At 35.2% G+C, this 15,733-nt stretch carries 11 protein-coding genes; all 11 read right to left on the bottom strand.

Annotation, left to right across the window (positions count from 1 at the left end; genetic code table 11):
• Positions 1–3: 3 nt before the first annotated feature.
• Positions 4–2,025: a DUF3858 domain-containing protein gene (locus OZP07_RS02905; RefSeq protein ID WP_281637227.1), complete on the bottom strand. Its 2,022-nt coding sequence runs from the start codon at positions 2,023–2,025 to the stop codon at positions 4–6.
• A 7-nt stretch (positions 2,026–2,032) separates the two neighbouring features.
• Entirely contained in the window at positions 2,033–3,949 is a 1,917-nt protein-coding gene (locus OZP07_RS02900) for a DUF3858 domain-containing protein (protein ID WP_281637226.1), read from the bottom strand.
• A gap of 204 nt (positions 3,950–4,153) precedes the next feature.
• Positions 4,154–5,308 carry a mannonate dehydratase gene (gene uxuA / locus OZP07_RS02895; protein ID WP_281638441.1) on the bottom strand — a complete coding sequence of 385 codons (1,155 nt, stop codon included), beginning with the start codon at positions 5,306–5,308 and terminating at the stop codon, positions 4,154–4,156.
• 30 nt (positions 5,309–5,338) lie between these two features.
• Entirely contained in the window at positions 5,339–6,157 is an 819-nt protein-coding gene (locus OZP07_RS02890) for an SDR family oxidoreductase (RefSeq protein ID WP_281637225.1), read from the bottom strand.
• Positions 6,158–6,530: 373 nt separating this feature from the next.
• Positions 6,531–7,121, bottom strand: coding sequence for a LutC/YkgG family protein (locus OZP07_RS02885; RefSeq protein ID WP_228520842.1), 591 nt, complete (start codon positions 7,119–7,121; stop codon positions 6,531–6,533).
• Positions 7,108–8,511: a lactate utilization protein B gene (locus OZP07_RS02880; protein ID WP_194641095.1), complete on the bottom strand. Its 1,404-nt coding sequence runs from the start codon at positions 8,509–8,511 to the stop codon at positions 7,108–7,110. Before OZP07_RS02880 ends, OZP07_RS02885 begins: the two co-directional genes overlap by 14 nt.
• A gap of 10 nt (positions 8,512–8,521) precedes the next feature.
• On the bottom strand, positions 8,522–9,892 hold the full coding sequence (locus tag OZP07_RS02875; RefSeq protein ID WP_281637224.1) for a glycoside hydrolase family 28 protein: 1,371 nt from the start codon (positions 9,890–9,892) through the stop codon (positions 8,522–8,524).
• Positions 9,893–9,897: 5 nt separating this feature from the next.
• Positions 9,898–10,638, bottom strand: coding sequence for a (Fe-S)-binding protein (locus tag OZP07_RS02870; protein WP_281637223.1), 741 nt, complete (start codon positions 10,636–10,638; stop codon positions 9,898–9,900).
• Between the two features lie 172 nt (positions 10,639–10,810).
• Entirely contained in the window at positions 10,811–12,184 is a 1,374-nt protein-coding gene (locus tag OZP07_RS02865) for an FGGY-family carbohydrate kinase (RefSeq protein WP_194641206.1), read from the bottom strand.
• Positions 12,185–12,190: 6 nt separating this feature from the next.
• Positions 12,191–13,465 (bottom strand): sugar isomerase, encoded by a 1,275-nt coding sequence (locus OZP07_RS02860; RefSeq protein WP_281637222.1) that lies wholly within the window; start codon positions 13,463–13,465, stop codon positions 12,191–12,193.
• A 115-nt stretch (positions 13,466–13,580) separates the two neighbouring features.
• Positions 13,581–15,722 (bottom strand): bifunctional aldolase/short-chain dehydrogenase, encoded by a 2,142-nt coding sequence (locus OZP07_RS02855; RefSeq protein ID WP_281637221.1) that lies wholly within the window; start codon positions 15,720–15,722, stop codon positions 13,581–13,583.
• Between the last annotated feature and the right edge of the window lie 11 nt (positions 15,723–15,733).

Below are 15,733 nucleotides of genomic sequence, written 5' to 3'. Positions count from 1 at the left end.
TATTTACACTTTTTTCAAAACAATTTTTTCGGTTTGTTTGGCAATCATTCCCTGATAATAGTCTTTTATCATAGAATAATATTCTGAGGATATGATTGGAGTATTTATCTGATGGGAAATAATCAGCTGTATTTTATTTTCAGCAGCATTTATTCTAAATTTAAACCCGCCTATATTTTCTTCCATATTTAACTGAGCCGACTTTGGCAATGTTTCTACGACATATCCGTCAGGAATATTAATATTGATATTGTAATTTTCTATAAATGGAAAACCATAATCAATAGGATATTCTCTAGTTTCTTGTTTAAAAGGATTGTGTTCTTTGGTAAAAAACAACAATGGATTAATATATATTTTTTCTCCTATGACTTCACATAGGTTGGTACCTGTAAAAGAACACGTTTCTATAATTGGTAATTTCACATCCTTCTCATTGGTTCTGGTATAATCTGCAATTTCAATTTTTTGATTTTCATTTTCTAATTTTTCCAGATATTCTTCCTCTTTTACATTCTCAATTTTCGCCCTGAAACTCATTGCATTCTGATCGGTTCTCTGTCTTCTTAATTTTCCAGTAATTTTTCCGTTACTCTCGATAGAATACATCATTAATACATTGTCAGTTGAAGCCATTTTAGGCATCAGATCAACATCTTCTGATGAACCATCTTTTCTTATCAATCTACCGAACCAATTTAAATCTCTAAAAGGCAATACATTTGGATTAGAATATTTGTTTGTTGCATCTACCAGTATCAAGCCTTCTGAAGTCTCTACTGCAGCAATCACGTAATTGTAAGCAGTTCTATTAGGAAAAATTGAAATTCCGTTAGATCGGGTGCTTACCAAAACAGGATTTGCCTTTAAGCCAGCTGTACGCAGCATAGCGGTAAGCATTAAATTAATATCGCCTACATTTCCAGTTTTATCTTTATATGCTTTTTTAACTCCATTATCACAGGAATAGCCATAATCTCCATTCCATTTCACTGCAGCTTTTACATAATTTAAAACCGCTAAAACAATTTCATTCTGTGAAGTCAATCCTGCGACAACCGCTTTTAAATCGTCTTCAAAATAACCTGTTTTATTCAGCTCTGGTCCAAAATCATCATATTCATAAATGGTTTTTGCTACAGAATTCCAGTCTGTAGAATATGGTTTAATAGGTCTGTTTGGATATTGTATCATTGATAATTCCTGAGCCAAGCTAGTTGTAAAATTGTCAATATTATTTACAAATGCCTCGTCTTTCATAGCAGGAGCATTTTCGACAACATACGTTGTTTTTGTTTCGTGATAATCAATTTTATCAGATGTAAAACTAGTACTGCTGGCAGTCCATCCCCCTCCTGATCTTTCTTTGCTGTTGATAGTAAGAGACTGATTCGTTTTTTCTATTGTGGTTTTTGGAGTAATAAACCCTTTTAGTTTAGTGTTATATACAAAGTATTCGGGTATGTAGGTTATATATTCTGAGTGATTTACAGGAATATCTGTTTGAAAATCAAATTCTCTCAGCATTCCAATATTATTAGTTCGTATTGCATATTTATATTCTATCACAGAACCTTCTTTTACATTAGGCAAGGTTATTTTTTTCCTATTCCAAAATTTATTAACTTTTTCTATAAATTCACCCTCACTTTTAAGCTTTGTTTTTTCTATTTTACCATCTACTAAATTATAAGTTACCGCATCCGAAAAGGAAACTTTTTCTTTACTAGTACCATTTCCAACTAAAAAACCTACCTGCTTATTTGCCCAATCGTAACCCTCTTTTTTATAAATTTTAATGCGCACGGTAATTTCATTAAGTACATCAAAGCCTTCCTCTTGAGAAAACACAAAACTGGTTACTCCCTTTTTAAACAAAATAGCAGCTACAGCTGAAGAATCTTTTGGATGTACTTTTTGTTCTAATTCTGCAATGGAGACTTTACCTAATTTAAATTCTTGGGCACCTGCATTGGAACAAAATAATGCTAAAAAAAACAGCAGGGTTAAATTTTTAATTTTCATTTGGTTATTAGCTTTTGGTTAAAATTATTTTGGCATTGTCGTTTCTGGAAATCTGTTCCATAAATAGACGGAATTCATCGTATTCCTTATTGGTATATAATCCTTTTTTCAAAAAGAACTTTCGCTTGTAAATGATATTGCTATTGTCTTTTTTTATGATCTCTGTTTTATATTCTCCAAATTTTCCTGTAATTTCAAAATTAGCTGGAAGAAATTCGATAGAAAAATTAACTGGCAAAGCAATTTCAATTTCATCTATATCTACAGATCCTCTTTGAATTTCCAAAGGATTTTTTCTATTTCGGATTCGTTTTACATTTTGGGTCAATGGATTAAAAGCATTTAGAGCAAACATCATTTTATTGGCAGACACGTTTCCATAATTTACAGCTGTTATCTCTGCATTTTCGGTAAAACTTACTTTATCAGTATCGTTTTTAAAAGTGATTTTTTTTATTTTCAGATTATTAATAGTACTCCAATAGTCTTTATAAAAAGCTTCCATTTCTGTTGGCGAAAGCTTATCATTATGAAATTTTTGATTGTACTGAGATCCTTCGGAAACAATTCCAATTTTACCAGAGAAATCACCATTTTCGGCAATAGAATAGGTTCCTTTACTCGTTTGAAGATTATCCAGATCTTCATAAATTTTGGTATGAACAATTTCGCCGCCTTCAGGTTTTACAATCAAAACATTTCTATCATCTGTAAACGTTCCTTGATATCCGAAAGGATCTACCTGACTGGTACACTCCAGAAAAATATACGAATTTTTATTTGGCACTGCCAAAATCATGTGATTTCCCTGCATCGAAACAAAATCAGCTTCAATATCCCTTTTTCTTGGATTTCCGTATAAAATCACATTATAGGAAGAAACATCAACAGCTTTGAGAAGCGCTTTGGTGTAATTACTCAAAGCTTTACAGTCTCCATAACCCAATCGGTCTACATCACTTGCCAGCATTGGTTTCCAACCGCCAATACCAACACTAATATTTACGTATCTCGATTTTTCCTGAACATATTTATAAATGATTTGGGCTTTCTTAATAGGATCGGTTTCGGCACCAACCAAAGCTTTAATTTTTGCTTTCGTTTCTTCTGGCAGATCAGTAGTTCCAGTCAGAATTTTTTCATTGTACCATTTTCCAAATTCAATCCAGCTTTTAGCATTTCCATCAACTCCTTCCAAATGAAACAGCTCTAATCCCATCATTACTCTTGGAAAAAGATAACTCACAGATGGCCCCGCCGTTTCTTCTTTTTGAGCTACTATTCTGGTTGCTTCAAAAGAAAGTCCCGTGGCAGTTTCTCTTGTTTTCTTTATATTAAAATTGGAAAAATTAAATTCTTTGTATTTAAATCCAAGGTTCGAAGGATAATTTATATTGACAATGCTTTTTTCTATACTTACAGCATAATCATTTAGAGGCATCCATTGTGGAATAAAAGCGGTATTAGAAGTTTCTGTTTCACTTTCAAAAACTACTGTGATTGGATACTGTGTAGGTGTATAATCCAAGTAAATATATCGGTTCTCTGAAAAAAGTGTGCTACCGCTTACGGCACTTACATCTCTAAAATCACCTTTTTTTATTTTTTTAATCTCTTTACCGAAACCATCATAAACTATTGCGGATATACTTTCAATTGAACTTGATTTATTATAGTATTCGTAAGCTTCAACAGCTTGAAATCCATTATCATTTAAGACAGTTACGACTCTCTTCGTTTTAATATTCATACTGCGCTGCGATGCAATCATGATATCAGTTTGGTTTAAACGAACAACAGCGTTGGCATTTTCTTTGAGACTATCCGAGATAGTGAGGATGCTGTAATCACTTTTTTGACCAAAAAGGAACGTAGTAGTTAATAATAGAGCAACTGTTAAAGTTGTAATAAATCTGTAAGGCATAAAGTGTATTTTGGTGGTGAAATATAAGAAAATTTAGTTTAAAAGAAACTTAATTTTATTATTTATTTTACAGATCCGCCTCTATTCTAAAATAAATATAATACAGAATTTGAAACAAAAAAACTGCCCTTTTTATGGACAGTTTTTCAATAATTTCTATTATAGGAAATTAATTTTATGCGATTAATAAGAATTCTCGTTTTTTTATAACGAACGAACAATACCTTCTTCTAATCCTCTTAATTCTGCTAAACCTCTAAGTCGGCCGATAGCTGAATAACCCGGATTGTTTTGTTTTCCTAAATCATCTAACATTTGGTGTCCGTGATCCGGGCGGAAAGGAATTGAAGTTTTATATTTTTTCTGAATTAATAGTAATTCTTTCATTACAGCATACATATCAGTATTTCCATCTAAATGATCCGCTTCAAAAAAGTTTCCTTCTTCATCACTGCGTACGTTTCTTAAATGAATAAAATGAATTTTATCATCTAATTTTTTAACCATTTCAGGTAAATCATTTGCTTTTGAAGCCCCTAAAGAACCAGTGCAAAAACAGATTCCATTTGATTTATATGGTGCATTCGACAAGATATAATCATAATCTTCCATTGAGTTTACAATTCTAGGCAGACCTAAAATATCAAAAGGAGGGTCATCTGGATGAATAGCTAACTGCACACCGCATTCATCAGCAACTGGGCAGATCTCATTTAGAAAATAACTCAGATTACTTCTTAAAGCATCTCTGTCAATGTTATCATAAGCCTTCAAGGCATTACGCATCCACTCAACTGTTATCTTTTTTTCACCAGGTATTCCAAACATCACTGTGTCTGCTATTTCCTGTAATCTTTGCTCAGTAATTGTAGAAAAACGCTCTTTGGCTTTGCTAACGATGTTTTCAGGAAAACTTTTTTCGGCATTTTCTCTTTTTAAAATATAAACATCAAAAATTGCCAAATCTACCCAATTAAAATACAATGCTTCTGAACCATCCGGCATCACATAATCAAGCTGCGTTCTAGTCCAGTCATTAACCGGCATAAAATTGTAAGTGATTACCTTGATACCACAGGCCGCAACATTACGGATACTTTCTTTGTATTTGTCAATATATTCCTGATAATTTCCAGTTCTGGTTTTAATAGATTCATGAACTGTGATACTTTCCACTACATCCCAGACTAAACCAGATGCTTCAATTTCGGCTTTTCTTTTATTGATTTCTTCTATTGTCCAAACTTCACCGTGGGGAACGTGATGCAGCGCTGATACAATTCCTGTTGCTCCAGTCTGTTTGATATAGGATAAACTTACGGGATCATTTGGTCCAAACCATCTCCACGTTTGTTTCATTTTATACATAATTTTTCTTTTTAAAAAATATTAAACTCCGCTAAAAATTGTAAAACCACCGTCTAAAGTTACTTTTGATCCAGTTGCAAATTTAGACGCATCACTTAACAGCCAAACCAAACCTCCAATCAACTCTTCTGGATTACCAAAACGTCCGTAAGGAGTATTTTGAATTACCAAATTACCTCTTTCAGTCAGACTGCCGTCAGCATTGGTCAACAAAGTTCTGTTTTGTTCCGTTAAAAAGAAACCTGGAGCTATTGAATTCATTCGGATTTTATCACCATAACGTTTGGCAAGTTCTACTGCAAACCATTTAGTATAAGAATCGATAGCCGATTTTGCTAAGCTGTATCCTAAAACCTTTGTCATTGCTGCAACTGTAGATACTGAAGAAATATTCACAATGCTCCCTTTGCCAACAGTGTCTTTCATAGCTTCTCCAAAAATTTGGGTTGGTAAAAGCGTTCCAAACAAGTTAAGATTTATTACCTGCTGCAAAGCATCCATATTTAATTTAAAAACATCCTGATCTGGCTGTACTACAGCGTCTGGCATATTTCCACCGGCTGCATTAACCAAACCGTCAATTTTACCATATTTAGAAAGGATCAAATCACGAGCTGCAATTAAATCTGCTTCTATGGTAACATCAGCTATCAAAGCAATTGCATTTCCGCCTTTATCAGTAATCTCTTTTGCACGCTCATTTGCTACTTTTTCATTTCTGCCCAAGATTCCAACTGTTGCTCCAGCCTCGGCAATTCCATCCACAAATGCACCGCCTAGAATTCCGGTAGCACCTGTAACTACAATAACTTTATCTTTTAATAAGAAATCTGTTTTCAATTTTGGTTATTTTTAATTAGTATTTTAATTTTAAGTCTCGAAAGATACGGATTTTATTAGGAAAGGAAATTGTTCCGCATAAAAAAGCACGGCATTCGCATTTAAAAAAAGATAAACACGAATTTCACCAATTAACACTAATTCTTATCAAAATTGAAATCAAATTTTACAACTTTTTACAGTTTCGAATATTTTGTGTAATTAAACAGCAATCTTAATTCGTGCAAATTAGTGTAATTCGTGTCAGAAACTTTTAAAAAATGCCGTGATAAAAAAATGCACGCGCACAGCTATAATCATGAAATCTCAACTGAATCGACAAAACAGCTCAGCCATTGTGACTATTAAAAATCTGAAAAAAAACAAAAAGCGGTTATTCCATTAAAAAAACAGTCAGTCCTCTTGCTCCGTGCGCCCCTAAAACTAAAGACTGTTCAATATCGGCCGTTTTTGAAGGTCCTGCGATAAAGGTTCCAAAACCATATTCCTGATTACCAATACGGTCATAAGCCTGATGCATTTTGGCAACAATATCTTTTTTATTAACAACTATTGCTAAATACTGCGGGATAAAAGTCGAAACCCTTTGTCCCATTAAGTCATCTGTAACCCAAAGTGCACTGTTTTCGGCTACGCCAAAATGCGCTTTAACGAGAATAAGTTCGGCATTCTGCAGAGAATGAGGATCGTCGTTGGTCCAATCCAAATTTGCAACTTCAGAAAGTTCTGGAAGAGTCGTTAGTATACGTTTACTGATATCGAAATTTTCTTTAACAAAAGTAACAATTTCAGCATAACTTGATACTTCTTCAAAATCCCCTCCAATGCCTTTTAAAATCGTTTTATACTGCTCTAAAACATCCAAATCAGATTCTTTTAAAGGTTCTAAACTTGGAAGTTCATTCAGCTCTTTTGGCTGATTCTGTTTTATTTTTTGTAAAATAGATTCTTTACTGCTCATCATTTTTCCCTTTAGCTGCTTTACCGTTTTTCTTGTACCATTCCCTAAAAGATTCTTCAGGAACTTTAGGCATTTCCCTCTGGTCGTACCATTTATTCAGTTTATTATTTACCAGACCAGGCAGATTCTTCATTGCAAAACGGCCGGATATACCAGCAATTTCAAATACCGTAGGATTAGCTAAAACTGTTGCCATAGTTTTCATAGCTATCGTTTTGGCTTTTGGAGTATAACCCTCTTTTACTAAAACCTGTCTCCATTTGTATAACTGATCATGAATATCAATTTTTACAGGGCATACATTTGTGCAGGAACCGCATAAAGTACTGGCAAAAGGTAAATCAGCATTCTTTTTCATGTCCAGATTAGGAGCCAAAATCGAACCAATTGGTCCTGCAACTGCATTGTGGTAACTATGTCCTCCGCTTCGTCTGTACACTGGGCAGGTATTCATGCAGGCACCACAGCGGATACATTTCAATGAATTTCTAAAATCTTCTCTTCCTAACTGCTCACTTCTTCCATTATCAACGATAACGATATGAATCTCTTTGCCGTCTCTTGGTTTTTTGAAGTGGCTGGAAAACGTTGTTATAGGCTGTCCAGTGGCGCTTCTTGCCAATAATCGCAGGAAAACCCCTAAATGCTCACGCTGCGGAATTAATTTTTCAAATCCCATACAGGCTATATGAACGTCAGCTAAGTGCGCACCCATATCTGCATTTCCTTCATTGGTACAAACCACGAATTCACCAGTTTCGGCAACTGCAAAATTTACTCCTGTTAGGGCAGCTTTACGCGTCAAAAAAACATCTCTTAAATGATGACGGGCAGATTCGGTTAAATACTGCGGATCAATATTTCCTTTTTCTGTTCCAAGATGTTCATGGAAAGTTTCACTTACATCTTCTTTTTTTAGATGAATAGCAGGCAGAACGATATGGCTTGGCGGTTCGTTACGAAGCTGAACAATGCGCTCTCCTAAATCCGAATCTATAACATCAATGCCTCGCTCTGTCAGATAATCATTCAAATGGCATTCTTCGGTAAGCATCGATTTAGATTTTACCATTTGCTTAATGTTATGCTTTTCTAATATCGAATGAACAATAACATTATGCTCCTCGGCATTGGCAGCCCAGTGAACAATAATTCCATTCTTTTGAGCATTGGTTTCAAATTCCACCAAATAATCATGGATATTTGAAAGCACATTGAATTTTATTTTTGATGCTGTTTCTCTAAGCAGTTCCCATTCCGGAATCTGATGTGCAGATCTATCTCTTTTTTCACGAACAAACCAAAGCGTTTCGTCATGCCAATTGACACGCTCTACATTTTTATTAAAAATGGCAGCGGCTTCACTGTGCGGTATCGTTTTATTTGAACTCATTTTGCCTTTTTTATTCTTTATCAGAAAAATTCAATACGTTTTCGGTAATGTATTTTTTATCAGTAATGGTTTCTGCTTTTACATTTTTTAGAAATATATTCTCTACGGGTAATTCTTTCTGACCTAATATTCGTGCAGTAAATTTCACATTCGCAGCATTCACATTTTCGAGATATACATTTTTTATTGGTGTGAGTCTTCTTTCAATGGTCGGCACCAAATCCCTCCATTGGTACAATACATCAGTCTCAATCCCAAGTATTCCCAGATCGATTTTACCAGAAGCTACATTGCTGACATAAATATTGTTTACAAAACCGCCTCTTCGTTCGTTGGTTTTTATATACAATAGATGATTTAGCTTTGCACCGTCAACTACATTGCATTTATCGATAAATACATTTTCGATACCTCCGGACAATTCACTTCCTATTGCGACCAATTGGTGGCCGTTTTTGACCGTGCAATTTCGGATAACAATATTTTTTGAAGGTGTATTTAATCGCCAGGCATTTTGTCCGCAGCCTGATTTTATAGCAATGGCATCATCCCCCTGGTCAAATACGCAATTTTCGATTAACACATTTTGGGCCATCTCCGGATCGACACCATCATTATTATGTCCGTGTGCATATACTTTAAGGTTTCTAAGCACAACATCTTTGGATAAAAAAGGATGAATGGTCCAAAACGGGCTATTGGTGATTGAAACGCCATCCATCAATATATTCTGGCAGCGGTTAAACTGAATAAACTGAGGGCGAAGATGAGCAGTGTCATTCACCATTAATCTCTCTTCCATCGGCTTTTCATAAGAAGCAAGATAATATAATCGTTTAAGGCTTTCCATGTGCGCTTTAGGGCGTTTAAACCATTCGGTCCAGACATCCATCTTCGCTTTCAATTCTCCTTCACCAGTGATAGCAACATTTTTGCATTGATAGGCATAAATTAATGGAGAATAATTTAAACATTCATAACCTTCCCAAGTACTTTTGACAGCAGGCAGATAATCATTAGGATTTTCTGAAAATAAAAGAACAGCGCCTTTTTCTAAATGCAGATTAACATTGCTTTTAAAGTGAACTTTACCGGTAATCCATTCTCCTTTTGGAATTACTACAATACCGCCTCCCATTTTATTAGCCTTATCAATAGCTTGGGCTATAGCTTCTGAATTTTTATTTTTATCGCCTTGTACCGCACCAAAATCAGTAATGGTTAACTTTTTACAATTCTTAAAATTTGGAATGAAAATTTCAGGCATTTCAAATGGAGCTTTTACTTTTACTCCAATTAAAGTAACTGTATCTTTTTGAGCATTAAATGAAAAAAAACAAAAGGCACAAACGACTAATAAAATTGAGATTACCTTTTTCATCGTGTTTACCTTTTTAAAGTATTTAAAATTTCTGCGATATGAATAGTTTTTATCGGGCTTTGCTGTCTTCGCAGAATCCCCTCTAAATGCATTAAACAGGACATGTCTGCACCGGTAATATAATCAACCTGATGTTTTTCGTGATCTTTGATTCGGTCTTGCCCCATTTTAACAGAAATGGCTTCTTCGGTCACACAAAAAGTACCTCCAAAACCGCAGCATTCATCTTTTCGGGATAAGGATACCAAATCGATCCCTTTAATTTTGGTTAATAACTGTCTGGGTTTTGAAAAGGACGGAGCATTTAATTCACTCATCTGCGAAAGTTTCAGTCCTCTCTGTCCATGACAGCTTTGATGCATTCCTACTTTAAATGGAAAATCACCTTCTATACTTTCAATTTTTAAAACATCGGTAATAAATTCGGTTAACTCGTAAACAGTAGATCGGATTTTTGCAGCTAATTCTTTGTTGGTATCACTGTGCAGATGTTCTTTTACGTGCATCACACAGCTTCCCGAAGGACAGACAATGTAATCAAAACCGGTGAAATTAGCAATAAAATTAGCATCGCATCCTTCTGTTAAATGCTGATAACCGCTATTTGCCATCGGCTGTCCGCAGCATGTCTGCTTCATTGGAAAATCAACATCACAGCCTAATTTTTGCAATAACTCAAGTGTAGCAATACCAATTTTTGGGTAAAATTGGTCTACATAGCAGGGAATGAAAAGTCCAATTCTCATATGGAGATATTTATTTTTTTATTGGTCATATGTAATTCGCATAACTTCATTGGTGTTTCAGATCAATTTTCTGTTCTGCACATTTCATATGGAAATATTATTTTTAAGAATAACGCATCACGATATTCTCAATATTCATCTCATAGAGATTAAAATTTTATTGGTTCCGATATTAAAATAATAAAGGAACCAATTTTTTCATCCTGTAATTTTCTTTAAGAAACTGGGATGTAATTTGTTTTTCTGAAATAACCATTGCTGCTCCTAAAGCGGAACCTAATGGCGAGTGTGTAGATAAAACTTTAAATGAACTGAAATGATGTGACATCAATTTCATAAAAACATCATTATCAGTAAATCCGCCGTCAATAAATATCTTTTTAATTTTACTGTTTCCAATAGCTTTATTGATAGTATCTACCTGCAGTTCCATTAACTCAATCATTAACTGATGATAAGCCTCTTCAAAAGTATCGAATAAATTCAATTCTGTTTTTTGTGGCAGACGCTGCAGAGAAATCCCCTCAAATTTAAAGTAAACTGCTGGTTTTTCAATTAAATTCAAATAAATATTCTGGTCGAATTTTACTTCGCGGTGATAGCCATACTCCTTTTTATAGTATTCGCAAAGTTTTTCAACCTGCAGTCGGTATTCATTACCCATAAAAAAACGGGAAGCTTTAACTCTTTTACCGTCAATACGCAGATAATTCAAACAATTGTTTGAGATATCTTCTTTATTTAAATTTTCGGAATTAAACGGATTCAGCGCAATGCTCCAGGTACCTGTTGAAAGCAGTAAAAATGGTTTCTTTTTACTTAAAACATAAGGCAACAAGGCAGAGGAACTGTCATGAATCCCCACTCCAATTTTTATTTTTTTATTTTTATATATCGTATTAATACTGGCAGAAGTTGGAACAATTGGAGGCAGTATTTTATCAATACCCTCATCATGAACCCATTTATGATACTCTTCGTGCTCATAATTCCATAAATTAGTATGGCATCCAATACTGGTATATTCACTCACAGGAATTCCTGTAAATAAATAAGACAGATATTGTGGCAGATGCAGGCTGCATTTTATCTGAGCAAATATTTCAGGCTTGGTTTTTTTGATCCAGTAAAGCTGCATACCAGAGTTCAACAATCCTGATTGTGGCGGCGAAGCAGTTTCGGCACCAAATGTAAGAGCATCTCCATATTTGCTGTAAAAATCCTCCAGAATTTCCTCTGGAAGCTCTTTTATGTAATTATAAAGCGGCGTTAGCGGTTTTCCTTTATAATCCAGATGAACCAAACTTGCGCCATAAGACGAAAAATTCAACGTTCTGACATCAAATTCTGCGGACTCTAAAACAGAATCAAAAGTATCTTTTATCCAACGTTTCAATGCTGCTAAATCTTCGGTTTCAAAACCGTCTTCATCTACTGTAAGCGGAAGATTTACGTAATCGCGATATACTTCATTATAGTCGTCGTCAAAAAGAAAAAACTTTTTATTCGTTTTCCCAATATCAAATACTGCATTTACCTTAATCATCATAACTTATAAGCCTGTAGCCATTGTTTTAAGTCCTCTTTCACCAATAAGTTCTTTTCTTACATTCAGATTACGGTACAATGCAACAGGATTTAATGCTGCTCCATTGCGCAAACGAGCTTCAGCAACTAATGCGCGAACGTCTGTGCGGAAAGCATTCTGCAAAATTTCCTGAGCTTTTACTACGTCATTTTCTGCTTGTGCAATTTCTAATGCTTTTCTGTCTACCGAAAGTGCTTGCGCATAAGCAATCATAATCGCTTCAACAGACTGCAATAAATCTTCCAAAGGATCTTTGATATTGTGTGAAGCATCTATCATCCAGCCTAAATCTTTGGCGTGATTCATTCCTCTTGCATCCATACCTTCAACCAATTCGTTAAAAATCAAGAATAATTGGTATGGTTTCAAAGCTCCAGCTGTTAAATCGTCATCGCCATATTTTGAATCATTGAAGTGGAATCCACCCAATTTATCTTCCATCAGCAGTAAAGAAACAATCTGTTCAATATTTGCATTTGGCAGATGATGTCCTAAATCAACTAATGTTTTTGCTTTGTCCCCTAATTTTTTTACATACGAATACGACTGTCCCCAATCGGCAACAGTAGTAGAATAGAAATTAGGCTCCGCACATTTGTATTCTAAAAACAGTTTCCAGTTTGATGGAAGAGCTGCATAAATTTCCTGCAAACTTTCTAAAGTATTTTCGTAAGCTTTTCTGAAATTTAATTGACCTGGAAAATTAGATCCGTCTGCTAACCAAACAGTCAATGATTCAGATCCTAATTCAATACCTTGTTTGATAACTTCGATGTTATGATCTACGGCTTGTTTACGTACCGCTTTATTTACATTTTGCAACGAACCATATCTGTATGAATATTCAGAATTAGCCTGATCTTGAAAAGTGTTGGAATTCACCGCATCAAACAATAAGTTATGCTGTGCCGCTAAGCTTTTTATGGCTTTATGATCTTGCGGAATATCCCACGGAATATGCAGCGAGATAGCTCCCGAAGCATTATTAAGTGCATGAAGCAAACCTACATCTTCTATTTTTTCTTCTAATGAGCGCGGCTCTCCTCCTCCGGCAAAACGTCCAAAACGAGTACCTCCTGTTCCTAGTGCCCAAGATGGAATTGCAATTTGAAAATCAATTAATTTTTGAATAATTGCCTCGCTGTCTGCTATTTCAGAAACGGTAAAAATTAATTTATTGGAATGACTTTTTAATAAATCGTCATTATGTGAAGCTATTTTGTTTGATTCTATTAACATAATCTTGTTTGTATTATTAGAGTTTGCAATTTACGTGATTTTAAAGTAAACTAACGTTTGAAACCATCAAACGTTAGCTACTTCTGGTTAAACCAATAAACCAACCAAATCAATATTATCTATAAAAGCCCATTGCTACTCCTCCGTCTACATTCAGAGCATTTCCTGTTGATTTACTCAACAAACCTCCAACAAATGCAAAACAAGCATTAGCAATATCATCTGGCAGTATAATTTCGTTTAATAAAGTACGTTTTGCATAATATGCCGGCAATTCTGCAACCGTAACACCGTATGCTTTCGCACGGCCTTCTGCCCAGCCTCCTGACCAAATGTTTGAATCAGAGATTACAGCATCTGGATTTACAGTATTTACACGGATTTTATCAGCTCCTAATTCAGCAGACATCAAACGTGTTAAATGTGCCTGAGCCGCTTTGGCTGAGCCATATCCAGGATTATTTGGTCCTGCAACTACAGCATTTTTAGATACAATGTTTACGATATCACCGCCAAAACCTTGTTTACGCATTACTTCAATTCCAGCTTTTGAAACAATGAATTGTCCTTTCACCAAAATATCATACAATCTGTCCCATTCTTCAAGAGAATGTTCTGCAATAGATTTTGAAATACTGATACCTGCATTATTTACAACAATATCAACACCTCCAAAAGCCAATGCTGATGCATCATACGCTTTTTCGGCACTTGCTTCATTTGTTACATTTAAAAGAGTACTGGATACTGCATCTTTTCCAAACATTTTAACAAATTCAGCCTTAGCACCTGCTAAACGCTCTTCATCAATATCATTAAGGATAACACATGCACCTTCTTCGGCGAATTTTTTAGCGATAGCTTTACCAATTCCGCCTCCTGAACCAGTAACAAGTGCTACTCTTCCAGACAATGCTTTTGGTTTTGGCATACGCTGTAATTTAGCTTCTTCCAACAGCCAGTATTCAATGTCAAAAGCTTCCTGGCGCGGTAATGAAGTGTATTCAGAAACTGCTTCAGCACCTTTCATTACATTTACAGCGTTGATATAATATTCAGATGCCAAACGAGCCATCGTTTTATCTTTTGCAAAAGTGAACATACCTACTCCTGGGTATAAAATTACCACTGGATTTGGATCACGCATTGCAGGTGAATTCGATTTTTTACAAGTATCGTAATAAGCAGCATACATTTTTCTGTACGCCTCAAAAGCTGGAGTTAATTTAGCTTTGATGGCATTCAAATCAGATAAATCTTCATTTGGATCTAATTCTAAAACCAAAGGACTGATTTTTGTTCTCAAAAAGTGATCCGGACATGAAGTCCCCAGAGGAGCCAATTTCTCTAAATCATTAGAATTAATGAACTCTAAAACTCTTGCATCATCTGTATAATGACCAATCATTTTTCTTTCAGATGAACAGAAACCTCTTAAAATCGGAGCTACTTTCGCAGCCTGCAGCTGACGTGCGTCCGGATTCAAACTCTCTAATTTCTGACCTCCGAAAACAGGACGTTTTTTTCCATAATTGCTTTCTAAATACTCGGCACATTTTTCAATTACCTCAAGTGTATTTATATAACTCTCATAAGATGTATCTCCCCAGGTAAACAAACCGTGAGATCCTAACATTACCCCTTTTAATTTTTTACCGCGGGCTTCAGCTTCCTCTAGGCATGCGCGCATTTGCAGTCCTAGATCAAAGCCAGGACGCTGCCATCCTACCCAGCCAATTTCTCCGTTGAATAATTCTTCGGTAATTTGTTTTCCGTCTTTTGCTGCTGCAATCGCAATAGCCGCGTCCGGATGTAAGTGGTCAATATGTTTAAATGGCAAAAATCCGTGCAAAGGCGTATCAATCGAAGGAGCTTTTGAAGCTAAATCAAAAATACAGTGGTTGAATAATTCCACCATTTCATCTTCAAATTCTATTCCTCTGTATACGTTTTCAAGATTACGAAGTCTTTCTAAATATAAAGCCGCACAGCCTGATTTTGTCAATGTCCCGATGTCGCCGCCCGAACCTTTAATCCACATTACTTCAGATGCTTCACCCGTTAAAGGATCTTTATCAGTAATTTTAACTGAAGTGTTTCCACCTCCATAATTTGTTAATCTTAAATCAGCCCCTAATATATTAGAGCGATAAATAAAAAGCGCTACTTCATCCCCAGCTAATTCTTGTGCTTTAGCCTCATCCCAAAGATAACTTACGTGCTTAAAAGTCATATTCCCAGTATTTATATTTGACATTATATGTGTTT

It is taken from the genome of Flavobacterium marginilacus, from assembly GCF_026870155.1.
In the GTDB taxonomy this organism is placed as follows: Bacteria; Bacteroidota; Bacteroidia; order Flavobacteriales; family Flavobacteriaceae; genus Flavobacterium; species Flavobacterium marginilacus.
The sequence above is the reverse complement of the archived record's forward strand: the minus strand, read 5'-3'. Positions and strand labels throughout refer to the sequence as shown.